This window comes from Streptomyces sp. CMB-StM0423, assembly GCF_002847285.1.
Lineage (GTDB): Bacteria > Actinomycetota > Actinomycetes > Streptomycetales > Streptomycetaceae > Streptomyces.
This window is the reverse complement of the sequence record NZ_CP025407.1, coordinates 5,606,360-5,619,846: the sequence shown is the minus strand read 5'-3', so window position 1 is coordinate 5,619,846 and position 13,487 is coordinate 5,606,360. Positions and strand designations below refer to the sequence as shown.

The 13,487-nt window shown below is 71.6% G+C and carries 10 protein-coding genes; 3 read left to right on the top strand and 7 right to left on the bottom strand.

The genetic code is table 11. The annotated features are described in order from the left end of the window. Window positions 1–8: 8 nt before the first annotated feature. The 5 genes from CXR04_RS24480 to CXR04_RS24460 all read right to left on the bottom strand — a co-directional run bounded on the left by CXR04_RS24480 (window position 9) and on the right by CXR04_RS24460 (window position 7,854). Window positions 9–2,093, bottom strand: a complete 2,085-nt coding sequence (locus CXR04_RS24480) for an APC family permease (protein ID WP_101424435.1) — start codon at window positions 2,091–2,093, stop codon at window positions 9–11. Window positions 2,094–2,177: 84 nt separating this feature from the next. Next, window positions 2,178–2,909: a DedA family protein gene (locus CXR04_RS24475; protein ID WP_101424434.1), complete on the bottom strand. Its 732-nt coding sequence runs from the start codon at window positions 2,907–2,909 to the stop codon at window positions 2,178–2,180. 205 nt (window positions 2,910–3,114) lie between these two features. Further along, window positions 3,115–4,233 (bottom strand): PucR family transcriptional regulator, encoded by a 1,119-nt coding sequence (locus CXR04_RS24470; protein ID WP_101424433.1) that lies wholly within the window; start codon window positions 4,231–4,233, stop codon window positions 3,115–3,117. A 242-nt stretch (window positions 4,234–4,475) separates the two neighbouring features. Then, window positions 4,476–6,065, bottom strand: a complete 1,590-nt coding sequence (locus CXR04_RS24465; RefSeq protein WP_101426574.1) for a vWA domain-containing protein — start codon at window positions 6,063–6,065, stop codon at window positions 4,476–4,478. A gap of 295 nt (window positions 6,066–6,360) precedes the next feature. Next, window positions 6,361–7,854 carry a CoA-acylating methylmalonate-semialdehyde dehydrogenase gene (locus CXR04_RS24460; protein ID WP_101424432.1) on the bottom strand — a complete coding sequence of 498 codons (1,494 nt, stop codon included), beginning with the start codon at window positions 7,852–7,854 and terminating at the stop codon, window positions 6,361–6,363. Between the two features lie 231 nt (window positions 7,855–8,085). Between CXR04_RS24460 and CXR04_RS24455 the strand changes: the two genes are divergently transcribed. Then, a complete protein-coding gene (locus CXR04_RS24455) occupies window positions 8,086–8,295 on the top strand; it encodes a helix-turn-helix transcriptional regulator (RefSeq protein WP_101424431.1) in 210 nt (69 codons plus the stop codon). A 16-nt stretch (window positions 8,296–8,311) separates the two neighbouring features. Here the strand turns inward: CXR04_RS24455 and CXR04_RS24450 are convergent, their stop codons facing one another. Then, window positions 8,312–10,627 (bottom strand): MMPL family transporter, encoded by a 2,316-nt coding sequence (locus tag CXR04_RS24450; RefSeq protein ID WP_101424430.1) that lies wholly within the window; start codon window positions 10,625–10,627, stop codon window positions 8,312–8,314. Between the two features lie 132 nt (window positions 10,628–10,759). On the opposite strand from CXR04_RS24450, the gene CXR04_RS24445 reads away from it, so the two are divergent. Further along, entirely contained in the window at window positions 10,760–11,428 is a 669-nt protein-coding gene (locus tag CXR04_RS24445) for a TetR/AcrR family transcriptional regulator (RefSeq protein ID WP_101424429.1), read from the top strand. 99 nt (window positions 11,429–11,527) lie between these two features. Continuing rightward, on the top strand, window positions 11,528–11,755 hold the full coding sequence (locus tag CXR04_RS24440) for a heavy-metal-associated domain-containing protein (RefSeq protein ID WP_101424428.1): 228 nt from the start codon (window positions 11,528–11,530) through the stop codon (window positions 11,753–11,755). 374 nt (window positions 11,756–12,129) lie between these two features. On the opposite strand, the gene CXR04_RS24435 is transcribed toward CXR04_RS24440, so the two are convergent. Further along, complete coding sequence (locus tag CXR04_RS24435; protein WP_101424427.1) at window positions 12,130–13,419, bottom strand: citrate synthase; 1,290 nt, start codon at window positions 13,417–13,419, stop codon at window positions 12,130–12,132. Window positions 13,420–13,487 lie beyond the last annotated feature (68 nt).

Below are 13,487 nucleotides of genomic sequence, written 5' to 3'. Positions count from 1 at the left end.
CGCGGACGCTACCGCCCCGGCTCCCGGCCCGAAGGCTCCCGCCCCGCCGGCTCCCGCCGCTTCCGCGCCCCCGCCGGCGCCGGACCCCGTACCGCACCGGGCGCCTGCCACTCCGCGCTGCGCCGCGCCCGCCGCTTGGCACGCTCGCTGGAGCCGAGCTGGTACGGCACCGACGTCACCATCACGCCCGGCGTGAACAGCAGCCGCGCCTTCAGCCGCAGCGCGCTCTGGTTATGCAGCAGGTGCTCGTACCAGTGCCCGACGACGTACTCCGGGATGTAGACGCTGATCACTGTGTCCGGCTTCTCCTGGCGCAGCCGCTTGACGTACTCGATCAGCGGCCTGGTGATCTCGCGGTACGGCGACTCGATGACGGTCAGCGGCACGTCCAGCTCGCTGTCCACCCACTGCTGCTGGAGCTTCCTCGTCTCCTCGGCGTCGACCCCGATGGTCAGCGCCTCCAGCTTGTCGGAACGTACGAGCTTCGCGTACGCCAGTGCGCGCATCGTCGGGCGGTGCAACTGGGAGACGAGCACGATGGAGTGCACGTGCCCGGGGCGCGGCATCGCGTCGTCCTCTTCGCCCTCGGCGACGGCGACCTCCTGCGCGACCCGGTCGTAGTGGCGGCGGATGGCCGCCATCACCAGGTAGAAGAAGAGCATGCCGGCCAGCGCGATCCACGCGCCGTGGCTGAACTTGGTGACCAGCACGACCACCAGCACCAGCGCGCAGAACACCGCGCCGAAGCCGTTCATCGCCCGCGACCGCAGGATGCGGCGGCGCGCGTCGGGCCGGTGCTCGGTCGTCAGCGCGCGGTTCCAGTGCCGCACCATGCCGGTCTGGCTGAAGGTGAAGGAGACGAAGACGCCGACGATGTAGAGCTGGATCAGCCGGGTGGAGTCGGCCCTGAACGCGTAGACGAGGGCGCCGGCGAGCAGGGCGACGAAGAGGATGCCGTTGCTGAACGCCAGCCGGTCGCCGCGGGTGTGCAACTGGCGCGGCAGGAAGCGGTCGTGGGCGAGGATCGAGCCGAGCACGGGGAAGCCGTTGTACGCGGTGTTGGCGGCCAGGAACAGCACGAGCGCCGTGGCCGCCGCCAGGATGACGAACGGCAGCGAGCCGTCGCCGAAGACCGCCGCGCCGACCTGCGCGATCACCGGGTTCTGGATGAAGTCGGAGCCGACCGCCTCGCCGTTCCGCAGCAGGTCCTCGGCGGGCCGCTCTGCCATCCGCACGTCGGTGTGGAGCGCGAGGATGATGATGCCGACGAACATGACGATCGCCAGCAGCCCCATCATCGACAGCGTCGTCGCCGCGTTGCGGCTCTTGGGCTTGCGGAAGGCGGGCACGCCGTTGCTGATCGCCTCGACGCCGGTCAGCGCGGCGCAGCCGGAGGAGAAGGCCCGTAGCAGCAGGAAGACCAGCGCGAAGCCGGCGAGGCCGCCCGCGTGCTCGCTGTGGACCTCCAGGTCGGCGGTGGGGGCGCGCATCGTGTCGTCGAGGGCGAGGGCGCGGAAGGCGCCCCACGCGATCATGATGAGGACACTGCCGACGAAGACGTAGGTGGGGATCGCGAAGAGGGTTCCCGACTCCTTCACGCCGCGCAGGTTCATGGTGGTGAGCAGGCCGATGACGATCAGCGCGCACAGCACCTTGTTGTCCGCGACGAATCCCCAGGCCGAGCCCAGGTTCTCCACACCCGCGGAGACCGACACCGCGACGGTCAGCACGTAGTCGACGAGTAGCGCGCTGGCCACCACCTGGCCGGCGCGGCGGCCGAGGTTGGTGGTGGCGACCTCGTAGTCGCCGCCGCCGCTGGGGTAGGCGTGCACCGTCTTGCGGTACGAGGCGACGACGACGACCATCAGCACGACGATGGCCCCGGTGATCCAGGGGCTGTACGTGTACGCGCCGACGCCGGCGATCGACAGGACGATCAGCACCTCGCCCGGGGCGTACGCGACCGAGGACAGCGGGTCGGAGGCGAAGACCGGGAGCGCGACGCGCTTGGGGAGCAGCGTCTCGCCCAGCCGGTCGCTGCGAAGCGCGCGGCCGATCAGTATGCGCTTCGGCAGTTCGGTCAGCTTGGGCACGGGGCGATCGTAAGTGATCCGAAATACCGCTCTGTGCAGCGAAGTGCGCTTTGTCCAGGACGACGCCGATGTTTTGACGCGACCCTAACGCCGGGCGTGCCGCCCGCGCTGCGGACCGCCGTCGCCGCCGTCGGTCGCGGGGGCCTCCGGGTGGCCCTCCGGCTCGTCCGCGGAAGGGGCCGCCGGGGGCGCCTTCTTGGCGCGGCTGCGGGCGCGCAGGAACTCGATGACGATCGGCAGCACCGACAGCAGCACGATGCCGATGAGGATGGCCTCGATGTTCTGGTGCACGAAGTCGATCTGGCCCAGGGCGGCGCCCAGAAGGGTGACGCCGACGCCCCAGAGGATGCCGCCGATGACGTTGAAGACGACGAACTGCCGGTAGTTCATCCGGCTGACGCCGGCGATGATCGGGGTGAAGGTGCGCACGATGGGCACGAAGCGTGCGAGCACCAGCGACTTCGGGCCGTGCTTTTCGAAGAATTCGTGCGCCTTCTGCACGTTCTCCTGTTTGAAGAGTCTGGAGTCCGGGCGGTTGAAGAGGGAGGGGCCGACCTTGCGGCCGAAGAGGTAGCCGACCTGGTCGCCGACGATGGCCGCGAGGGCGATGAGCACGCACATCAGCCACAGCGGGAAGTCGAGCACGTCCGAGGTGATCAGCAGGCCGGTGGTGAACAGCAGCGAGTCGCCCGGCAGGAAGAACCCGATGAGGAGCCCGGACTCGGCGAAGACGATCGCAAGCACGCCGAGCACGCCGAACTTGTCGATCAGGAAGTCGGGATCCAGCCATCCCGGTCCGAGCGCGAGCGTGTTCATGGGTTCGGGACTCCAGACATCTGGGACAGGCGGCAGGGAGAAGAGTGGGCCACCTACGGGGGAGAACGCAAGCCGGGTGCGTGCGGTTCCGGACGCGGCGCGTACGGGTGGGGGGCGGGCAGGTACGGAGGGGTGCGGAGCGGCGGCGGGGCCTGGTGGGAAGGGTGGCCTGGTGGGAGGGCGGCGCGCTCGCGGTGGCGCGTGGCTAGATCGGCTGGTCCGGCCAGCCGAGGAGACGGGCACCCATGGCGGCCGTCTCCAGGGTGTAGCGGTGCAGGGAGTCGCCCACGTCGTAGCCGGTCAGGGTACGTATCCGGTCCAGCCGGTACGACAGCGTCCGCACGCTCACGCCCAGCCGCCGGGCCGCCTCGGCGTTGACGTAGCCGGCGTCCGCGCACGTCTGCAGCGTGGCGAGCAGCGGCTCGGCGCCGCCGCGGGCCTGCGTCAGCGGCCCGAGGACGGTCCGTACCAGATCGGCCATCGCCGCCCGGTCGCGCAGCAGCACGGGGAAGACCAGCAGCTCGGCGGCCTGCAGCACGGGCTGCGCGAGGCCGAGCGCGGCGGCCATGTCGAGCGCGCCGAGCGCCTCCTCGTAGCTGCGTACGACCCCGCCGGGGCCCGTGTGCTCGCGGCCCATGGCGACGCGGGTGGCGCCGGCGTAGCCGCTGCCCGGCTCCAGGGCCACCTTGGCGAAGGCGTCGAGCAGCGCGCGCTGACTGCTGCCGGCGACGCAGACGAGCTGGCCCTCCTTGGTGGTCAGCAGCACGTCACGCTCGACGAAGCGGCCCAGCAGTTCCCGCTCGATACGCCGCACCAGGGGGTGGACGTCGGCGAAGGGCTCCTCGCCGGCGGCGACCGCGACGGCGTGGGCGCGGGCCAGCCGCAGCCCGAAGCGCTCCGCGCGCTCGGCGAGCCGGCCGAGGTCGCTGCGGCCGTAGAGGAGGTCGTCGACGAACTCACGGCGCTCGGCCTCCTCCTGCCGGACCGCGAGCCGCTGGGCGCGCTCGTGGCCCTCGCCGAGCGCGCTGACGGCCGCCTCGACCGCGGCCAGCACCGCGTCGCCGCTGCGGGCCCGCTCGGTGGCGCTCGTGGCCCTGGCCACGCCGGGCAGGGTGGCCCAGGTGCGGCGGGTCTCGGCGAGGTGTGCCGCGACCAGCTCGCGCAGGCTGCGTCCTGACTCGGCGGCCTGCTCGCCCAGCTCGCGCAGCGCGTCCAGCTCGGGGCGGCGCAGCAGCCGGCCGGTGGCGGACACGTCGGCCAGCAGGTCCGCATAACCGACGAGGACCTCGGGGGGTGACCCCGCCACGCGCGCTTGCGCCACCACCGCTCCCGGTTGCCGGATCCTGGAGACGGGACACCGCGGTCGCTGCCGGGTCCCGGAAATGTGGCGCCAAGAGTACGTCACGGGATTCGGGCGGGAAAGCGCGGCCCGTACGGGGCCGGGGCGGCGGGAGCCCGCTTTCCGCCGCCCCGGGCCGGCCGGCCCGTACGTCCGTGTATCGCTCCGCGAGGTGCGTCCGCGGAGCCGGTCCGTACGCCGGCCGGCGCGTCCGCGGAGCCGGTCCGTCAGCCCGTCAGCTCGACCGCCTGCCGGACGGTCTCGGCCAGGTCGCCCACGGCCGGATCCTCGGTCTCGGCGGCCAGGTCCTCGGCGTGACCGGCGAGTTCGTCGACCGTGGGCGCTCCGGGCAGCGGCAGGTACCCGGCGCCGGTGGTACCGGTGCCCTCCTTGCCGTCCGCTGACGGCTCGGGGGTGGTGCCGGCGCCGGAGCCGCCGCGCAGGGCGTCGGCGAAGTAGGCGGCCAGCGCGGTGAGCTGCAGCCGGGGCGGGGCCGCGCCCCACAGGTCGCCGGTCAGGGCGCCCGCGTCGACGGTGCTGGACTCCTCGTGCGGGGCGCGGGTGTCGGGGTCGAGCCAGCGTACGGTGGCCGTCGCGACGCTGCCGGAGGCGCCCTCGGCGAGCCGGACGGCGTAGAGCGCGGTGACGGTGTGGCCGGGGCCGACCTCGCCGCCATCGACCGCGTCGTTGCGGAAGTCCTCGTCGGCCACCTGGCGGTTGTCGTAGCCGATCAGCCGGTAGTCGGAGACGGCGTCCGGGTCGAAGACGACCTGCGCCTTGGCGTCCCGGGCACGCAGGTCGACGTTGCGCGGCAGGTCCTCGACGAAGACCTTGCGGGCCTCTTCGGTCCCGGAGACGTAGGCGGTGTGCCCGTCGCCCTGGTTGGTCAGCCGCTCCATCAGCGCGTCGCCGTACTCGCTGCCGACGCCGACGCCGAACAGGGTGATGCCGTAGTCCTCCCGGGCCGCGGCGATGCGGTCGAGGATCGTCCCGGCGTCGGTGGCGCCGGTGTTGGCGAGGGCGTCGGAGAGCAGGACGACGCGGTTGGTGGCGCCCTTGCGGTGGCCGTCGACCGCCTCGTCGTAGCCGCGGGCCACGCCCGCCTCGAGGTTGGTGCTCTCGGTGGGCTGCAACGCCTCCACCGCGTCGTGGATACGGTCCTCCGCCCCGCCGACGGCCGTCATCGGCAGCACCGTACGGGCCTCGTCGCTGAACGCCACGAGCGCCAGCGCGTCGTCGTCGCGCAGCTCGTCGACCGCCGTGTGCAGGGCCTCCCGTACGAGGCTGAGCCGGCCGGGCTCCGCCATCGAGCCGGAGACGTCCACGACGAAGGTCAGCGCGGCGGGCCGGCGCGCCTGCGTGCCGTACTCGTTGCTCTCCGGGCGGGTCGCCAGCCCCACGCGCATCAGCGACCAGCCGTCGTCCGCGGCGCGGGCGCCGTCGGTGGTGACGGAGAATCCGTCGTCCTCGGGCGCGGGATAGTCCTGGCGGAAGCTGTTGATGAACTCCTCGTGGCGCACGGTGTCCGGCTGCGGCAGCGCCCCGGTGTCGATGGTGCGGCGGGCGTAGCTGTACGAGGCGGTGTCCACGTCGAGCGCGAAGGTGGAGACCATGTCGGGCTCCGGTACGAAGGAGTCCGCCCGCTCCTTGCCCGCGGCCTCCGGGGCGGTGTCGTACGCACCCTCCGGGGCCGCGGAGGGCACCGCGGGGGCCGGCAGCGGCGCGCTCCCGCCACCGGCGCGGTCACTGGATAGCTGCTCCTTCTTCGCACCGTTCCCGCCCCCGCTGCAGCCCGTCAGCAGCAGCGGCACCGTCATCAGTCCTGCCAGTCCCGTGAGCACCACGCGTCTCATCGCGCCCCTCCCTCGCACCGTCCTCATCGGGACTGTGACGAAGGAGGGGGCGATTCGGTGCCGTTACTCCGTCGACTCGCGGATCCCGGCCCGGGACATCAGTGACACGGCATCAGCTCCTCGCACACACGACGGTTGATGGTGGAGGCGGTGCGGAACACCGGAACCGTCCGGATCCCGATGCCGCAGACATGTCGCACCGTTACTCGCAAAGTACCCCCCGACCGCACGATCTGCCTCCCCAACGGCGGCACCGGTCTCAGCGGGACGTCGGGAAGCCCAGGTCGACACCGCCGTCCGCGGGGTCGGGCCAGCGGGTCGTGACGACCTTCGCCCGGGTGTAGAAGCGGACGCCGTCCTCGCCGTAGATGTGGTGGTCGCCGAAGAGGGAGTCCTTCCAGCCGCCGAAGGAGTGGTAGCCCACGGGCACCGGGATCGGTACGTTCACGCCGACCATCCCGGCCGTGGCCTCAAGCTGGAAGCGGCGCGCGGCGCCGCCGTCGCGGGTGAAGATGGCGGTGCCGTTGCCCCACGGCGAGCCGTTGACGAGCCGCACCCCCTCCTCGTACGTCTCCGCCCGCACCACGCACAGCACCGGCCCGAAGATCTCGTCCCGGTACGCGTCGGACTCCACCGGCACCCGGTCCAGCAGGCTGACCCCGATCCAGTGGCCGTCCTCGCGGCCGGGAACGGTGTAGCCCGTGCCGTCCACGACCACCTCGGCGCCCTGCGCCGCGGCCCCCCGCACATAGCCGGCGACCTTGTCGCGGTGCTCGCGGGTGATGAGGGGGCCCATCTCCGAGTCGGGGTCGTCACCGGGGCCGATACGGACCTTGCGCGCCCGCTCGGCGATCTTCGTCACCAGCTCGTCGCCGGTGTCCCCGACCGCGACCACCGCGGAGACCGCCATGCAGCGCTCCCCAGCCGACCCGTACGCCGCCGAGACCGCGGCGTCCGCGGCCGCGTCCAGATCGGCGTCGGGCAGCACCAGCATGTGGTTCTTCGCGCCGCCGAGCGCCTGGACGCGCTTGCCGTGGGAGGTGCCGGTGGTGAAGACGTACCGGGCGATCGGGGTGGAGCCGACGAAGCTGAGCGCGGCGACGTCGGGGTGCTCCAGCAGCCGGTCGACGGCCTCCTTGTCGCCGTGGACGACGTTGAACACCCCCTCCGGCAGCCCCGCCTCGGCCAGCAGCTCGGCGAGCAGCCCGGACGCCGACGGGTCCTTCTCGCTGGGCTTCAGCACGCAGGTGTTGCCGCAGGCGATGGCCAGCGGGAACATCCACATCGGCACCATGGCGGGGAAGTTGAACGGCGTGATGCCGGCGACCACGCCGACGGGCTGCCGGATCGAGGCGACGTCGATACGGGTGGAGACCTGCGTGGACAGCTCGCCCTTGAGCAACTGCGGGATGCCGCAGGCGACCTCGACGATCTCCAGCCCGCGGGCCACCTCCCCGAGGGCGTCGGAGTGCACCTTGCCGTGCTCGGCGGTGATCAGCCGGGCGACGTCCTCGCGGCGGGCGGCGAGCAGTTCGCGGAAGCGGAACAACACGGTGGTGCGCCGCGCGAGCGACGACACGCCCCACTCCGCGAACGCCTCGCGGGCGGCGGCGACGGCGGCGTCCACCTCGGCGGCGGAGGCGAACGCGACCTCGGCGGCCTGCGCCCCGGTGGCGGGGTCGTAGACCGGCCCCGACCGTCCCGAGGCGCCCTCGACTGCCTTGCCGCCGATCCAGTGGCCGATGGTCTTCATGGGCAATCCCTTCGTCCAGCAACGGTTTCGGTCTAACCGCCGCCGAGGAGCCGTGTCAATCATGCGTCGATCACGTCGCGTGCGTGTCTCGTCACCAATGTCACGGTTACGTCGGTTCCCCACCACATCTGCTCGACAACCCCTCGGCGAGGGTCGGCCGGGTTTCCCGGCGGGCACAGGGTCACTGATCACCAGGGGCGCTGCCCCGGCGCCCCGCCGGGAGGTACAGAGATGACGGACAGTCTGTGGTCGTACAAGGAGATCGCGGCCCACATCGGCGTGCAGACCGAGACGGTGCGGTCGTACCGGAAGCACGGGATGCTGCCGGCGCCCGACGTCGTCGAGCACGGCAAGCCCTACTGGTATCCGGACACGGTGCGCGCCTGGGTCGCCCAGCGCCCCAGCAGCCGCAACCGCCGCAACCGCCGCAACCGCCGGTGACGCCCCGCCCCGGGTGTCATCGCCCGCCGACAGGCGTGAGGTCGTCGGACTTGTCCGTCGGCCGCTCCTGCTCCTGACCGGTCGCCCGGGGGCCGCCTTCGCCGAATCCGCTGCGCTCGACGCGCTCGTGGAACCGGCGCAGCGGCCCGGGCGCCCACCACGTGGCGGCCCCGGTCAGCTTCAGCACCGCGGGCACCAGCAGCCCGCGCACCACCATCGCGTCCATCAGCACCGCGAGCGCGAGGCCGATGCCCAGCATCTTGGTGTTGGTGACCCGGGAGGTGCCTATCGCGAACATCACCACCGCGAGGATCACCGCGGCGGCGGTGATGAGCCCGCCGGTCCGCCGCAGCCCGAAGACCACGGCGCCGTCCCGGTCCCCGGTGCGGTCGTACTCCTCCTTGATGCGGGAGAGCAGGAAGACGCCGTAGTCCATGGACAGGCCGAAGGCGACGCAGAACATCAGCACCGGCAGCGTCGTCTCGATGTCGCCGGTGGCGGTGAAGTTCAGCAGCCCGGACAGATTGCCGTCCTGGAAGACCCACACGATGGCGCCGAACATCGCGGTGAGGCTCAGCGCGTTGAGCACAACGGCCACGAACGGTATGAGAACGCTGCCGGTGAGCAGGAAGAGCAGGATCAGCGTGGCCAGCACGATCATGAGCGCGGCCCAGGGCAGGACGGACTGGATGGAGTCCTTGGCGTCGACCAGATCGGCGGCAGAGCCCGCCACCGACGCCTCGAACGGCGGTCCGAGGTCCCGGATGTCGCGCACCAGGTCCTGGCTGGATGCCTCCACCGCCTCGCCCTCGGCGGTCACGGTCAGATAGCCGGCGCCGGCGTTCATCGCGGAGCCGTCGACCCGCTCCACCCCGTCCAGGGCGGCGATCCGCTCCTGGTACGCCGCGATGTCCGCGGCGGCCGGGTCGCCCTCGACGTAGATCTCGATCGTCCCGCCGGGAGTGCCCGGGAAGCCGTCCCTGATGTGCTCCTGCACCACGTGGGACTCGGCCGACCCGGGAAGCTGCCGGTCGTCCGCCGTACCGAACTGCACTCCCAGGAACGGCAGTCCGAGCAGCATCAGCCCTCCGGTCGTGAGGACCGCGAAGACCGGCGCCCGGCGCATCACGACCTTCGCCAGCCGCGCCCAGCCGCGCCCGCTCTCGGCACCGCCGGGCGTCTCGCCGCCCCGCTTGGGCAGAATGCGCCAGGCGTTGACCCGCGGGCCGAGCAGCACCAGCGCGGCGGGCAGCACCGTCAGCGCCGCCACCGCGGCCAGCAGCACCACCGCTATCCCGGCGTACGCGAACGAGCGCAGGAAGTACTGCGGGAAGAGCAGCATCGCCGAGAGCGACACCGCGACCGTCAGCGCCGAGAACAGCACCGTGCGGCCGGCGGTCCGCAGCGTCGTGCCCACTGCGCCGAGCGGATCCGCGCCCGCCGCCAGTTCCTCCCGGTAGCGCCGGACGATGAACAGCGCGTAGTCGATGGCGAGTCCGAGTCCGAGGGCGGTGGTCAGGTTCTGCGCGAAGACCGACACGTCCGCGAACTCGGTGATGCCGCGCAGCACCGCGTTCGTCCCCAGGATGGCGATGATGCCCACAGCCAGCGGCAGCAGCGCGGCGACCGCGCTGCCGAAGACCACGATGAGCAGCAGGAGCGTCACCGGCAGGGCGATGATCTCGGCCCGCAGCAGGTCCTCCTGGATGGTGCCCTGCAACTCGTCGTAGATCGCGGCCTGGCCGCCGAGGCGGACCTCCACCGGGCCGTGCTCACCACGGAAGTCCGGCGCCAGCTCGTCGAAGACCTCGCTGTTACGCGTCTCGTCCCCGGTGATCCGCGCGGCGATCAGCGCCTCGCTGCCGTCCTCGGACCGCAGTCCGGCGGCCGCGGCCGCCGCGCCCCGCGCCTCCCCCGCGCCTTCCGCGCCCTCGGCCGGGCCGGCCTCCGCCTGTCCGGCGGCCTGGGCCGCCGCCCAGTACGACGTCACCCCTTCGACCGAGTCCACCGCCGCGAGCCGCGCGGCCAGCCGCTCCGCCTCGGCGGCGACGGCGGGATCGTCCACCCCGTCCGGCCGGCCGCTGTCCACGAGCAGCAGCAGGTTCGGCCGGGCGCCGGGGAACTGCTCGTCCAGCGCGTCCGCGGCGTACGCAGACTCGGACGCAGGATCCTGCCACCCCCCGCCGCTCATGCGGTCCGCCACCCCGCTCCCGGCAAACACGGCCAGCGCTGTGAAGACCAGCGCCAGCAGCAGCGACAGCCTGGGCCGCGCCGTGACGATCCGCGTCCAGCGGCTCACCTCGGCCGTCCCCCCGTTCGTCCCCTCGGCCATCGGTCCCGCCCTCTCGTTGCACAGCGCAATAGAATGAGACACGAGCCGGAATACGAGTCCGCGCTCGCGTTTCCTCAGAATGCGAGCGGGCGCTCGTGTTTGTCAACTCCTACCCGGAGGCTGTGGATAGCCGTGTCGAATCCAGCACCGGCCGTCGGCGGGCACACCCCCGCCGACCGGCCGCCCCGCCGCCGGCAGGCGCGCGGCGAGCGGCGCGTACAGCAGTTGCTCGACGCCGCCGCGGCCGTGTTCGCCCGCAGCGGATACGCCGCCGCGTCCACGAACGCCATCGCCCGCGAGGCCGGCGTCTCCCCCGGCACGCTGTACCAGTTCTTCCCGAACAAGGAGGCGGTGGCCGTCGAGTTGGGCCGCCGCTACAACCACGAACTCCACGAGACGAACAGCGAGGCGTTCACCGCCGCCAACGCCGCGCTCCCGCTCGACGCGCTGCTCGACGCCGCCCTCGACCCGGTGATCGACTTCTGCGCCGCCAACCCCGGCTTCGAGGTGCTGCTGCAGAGCGCGGACGCCCCGGGCCTGGTCGCGGAGGAGCACGAGGCGGTGCACACCACGATCGTGGCCGCCGTCGAGGGCATGCTCACCCTGCGCGCGCCGGAGCTCTCAAGCACCGAGATCGCCCGCACCACCACCATGTCTTTCAGCATCTTCAAGGCGGGCCTGGAGCTGTTCATGAGCGCCGGGGCCGCCGAACGGGAGCCGTACCGCAGGGAGATCAAGCGGGCCCTGTTCGGCTATCTCGCGCCGGTCGTCGGCACCGACGCCATAGCCCCACCGGGCTGACCGCGGGATCCGCGCGGATGGGAAATACCCCTAGGGGGTATACTCTGGAATGCAGGGAGCAGGACACGGCTGCGCCCACCGTCGACAAGGGAGACTCCCATGAGCGCTCAGACCTCCGTCACCACCGTCTACAAGGTCACCGGCATGACCTGCGGCCACTGCGAGGGTGCCGTGAGCGCGGAGATCTCCGAGCTCGACGGCGTCTCCTCGGTCAAGGCCGTGGCCGCCACCGGCGAGGTGACCGTCACCTCCGCCGCCCCGCTCGACGAGGAGAAGGTTCGCGCCGCGGTCGACGAGGCCGGGTACGAGCTGGCCGGCAGGGCCTGATCCGTACGGCCCACGGCGAACGCCGCCCCCGCACACGCGTCATGGGGGCGGCGTCGGCGCGTGAGGCCGCCGGCTGCACAGCCTCGGGCGAGTGACTTAGATCACACGGATCGGGGGGTAACCATCGGCGCCATTCGCGTGTCTATTCGGGTGACGTCGACACCCGGCGGAGTCGACGTGCACGAGGCCGGGACGGCACGTGCGAGGAGCATTGAGCGGCCCCTCCCGCGGCGGCGTCCCGGCGGCATGAAGGCGCCCGGCCCCTACCGGGGCCGGGAGAGCGAAGCGCCCCGTCGACTGATCCGTGGGGGGATCGCAGACGGGGCGCCTTCGCGTTCTTGCGCGGCGTTGCCGGCGTGCGGGTGGCCGGCAGCTCAGCGCTCTTCGACCGGGACGAAGTCCCGCAGCACCTCACCGGTGTAGATCTGCCGGGGGCGGCCGATGCGGGAGCCCGGCTCCTTGATCATCTCGTGCCACTGGGCGACCCAGCCCGGCAGCCGCCCGAGCGCGAAGAGCACCGTGAACATCTCGGTCGGGAAGCCCATCGCGCGGTAGATCAGGCCGGTGTAGAAGTCGACGTTCGGGTACAGCTTGCGCTCGACGAAGTAGTCGTCGGCGAGCGCGTGCTCCTCCAGCTTGAGGGCGATGTCCAGCAGCTCGTCGGACTTGCCCAGCGCGGAGAGGACATCGTGCGCCGCCGCCTTGATGATCTTCGCCCGGGGGTCGAAGTTCTTGTAGACGCGGTGCCCGAAGCCCATGAGCTTCACGCCGTCTTCCTTGTTCTTCACCTTGCGGATGAAGGTGTCGACGTCGCCGCCCGTGGCCTGGATGCCCTCCAGCATCTCCAGCACGCTCTGGTTGGCGCCGCCGTGCAGGGGCCCCCACAGCGCGCTGATGCCCGCCGAGATGGAGGCGAACAGGTTGGCCTGCGAGGAACCGACCAGCCGCACGGTGGAGGTCGAACAGTTCTGCTCGTGGTCGGCGTGCAGGATCAGCAGCTTGTCGAGCGCGCTGACCACGACCGGGTCCAGCTCGTACTCGGCAGCGGGCACCGAGAAGGTCATGCGCAGGAAGTTCTCGACGTACCCGAGGTCGTTGCGCGGGTAGACCACCGGATGGCCGACGGACTTCTTGTACGCGTACGCCGCGATCGTCGGCAGCTTGGCCAGCAGCCGGATCGTCGACAGGTGCCGCTGCTGCTCGTCGAACGGGTTGTGGCTGTCCTGGTAGAAGGTCGACAGCGCGCTGACCACGGAGGACAGCATCGCCATCGGGTGTGCGTCCCGCGGGAAGCCGTCGTAGAAGCGCTTGACGTCCTCGTGCAGGAGGGTGTGGCGGGTGATCTCGCCCTTGAACACCGACAGCTCGTCGACGCTGGGCAGCTCACCGTTGATCAGCAGGTAGGCGACTTCCAGGAACGTGCTGCGCTCGGCGAGCTGTTCGATGGGGTAGCCGCGGTAACGCAGAATCCCCTGCTCGCCGTCCAGATAGGTGATGGCCGACTTGTACGCCGCGGTGTTGCCGTAGCCGCTGTCCAGGGTCACCAGCCCGGTCTGGGAGCGCAGCTTTCCGATGTCGACGCCGGTGTCACCGACGGTGCTGTCGACGATCGGGAAGGTGTACTCGCCGTCGCCGTACCGAAGTACTGCAGATTTGTCGCTCACTCTGTCCTCACCCGACGTATCGTGCCTCTTCTTTGAGGTGTGCTTGAGGTGCCCTGACTACCCTCCAG

What these genes read in the sequence shown, in the direction of transcription:
- CXR04_RS24475 (WP_101424434.1), bottom strand. Translation starts at nt 2,909, where the DNA reads ATGAACACGCTCGCGCTCGGACCGGGATGGCTGGATCCCGACTTCCTG.
- CXR04_RS24465 (WP_101426574.1), bottom strand. Translation starts at nt 6,065, where the DNA reads ATGACGGTGCCGCTGCTGCTGACGGGCTGCAGCGGGGGCGGGAACGGT.
- CXR04_RS24460 (WP_101424432.1), bottom strand. Translation starts at nt 7,854, where the DNA reads ATGAAGACCATCGGCCACTGGATCGGCGGCAAGGCAGTCGAGGGCGCC.
- CXR04_RS24455 (WP_101424431.1), top strand. Translation starts at nt 8,086, where the DNA reads ATGACGGACAGTCTGTGGTCGTACAAGGAGATCGCGGCCCACATCGGC.
- CXR04_RS24450 (WP_101424430.1), bottom strand. Translation starts at nt 10,627, where the DNA reads ATGGCCGAGGGGACGAACGGGGGGACGGCCGAGGTGAGCCGCTGGACG.
- CXR04_RS24440 (WP_101424428.1), top strand. Translation starts at nt 11,528, where the DNA reads ATGAGCGCTCAGACCTCCGTCACCACCGTCTACAAGGTCACCGGCATG.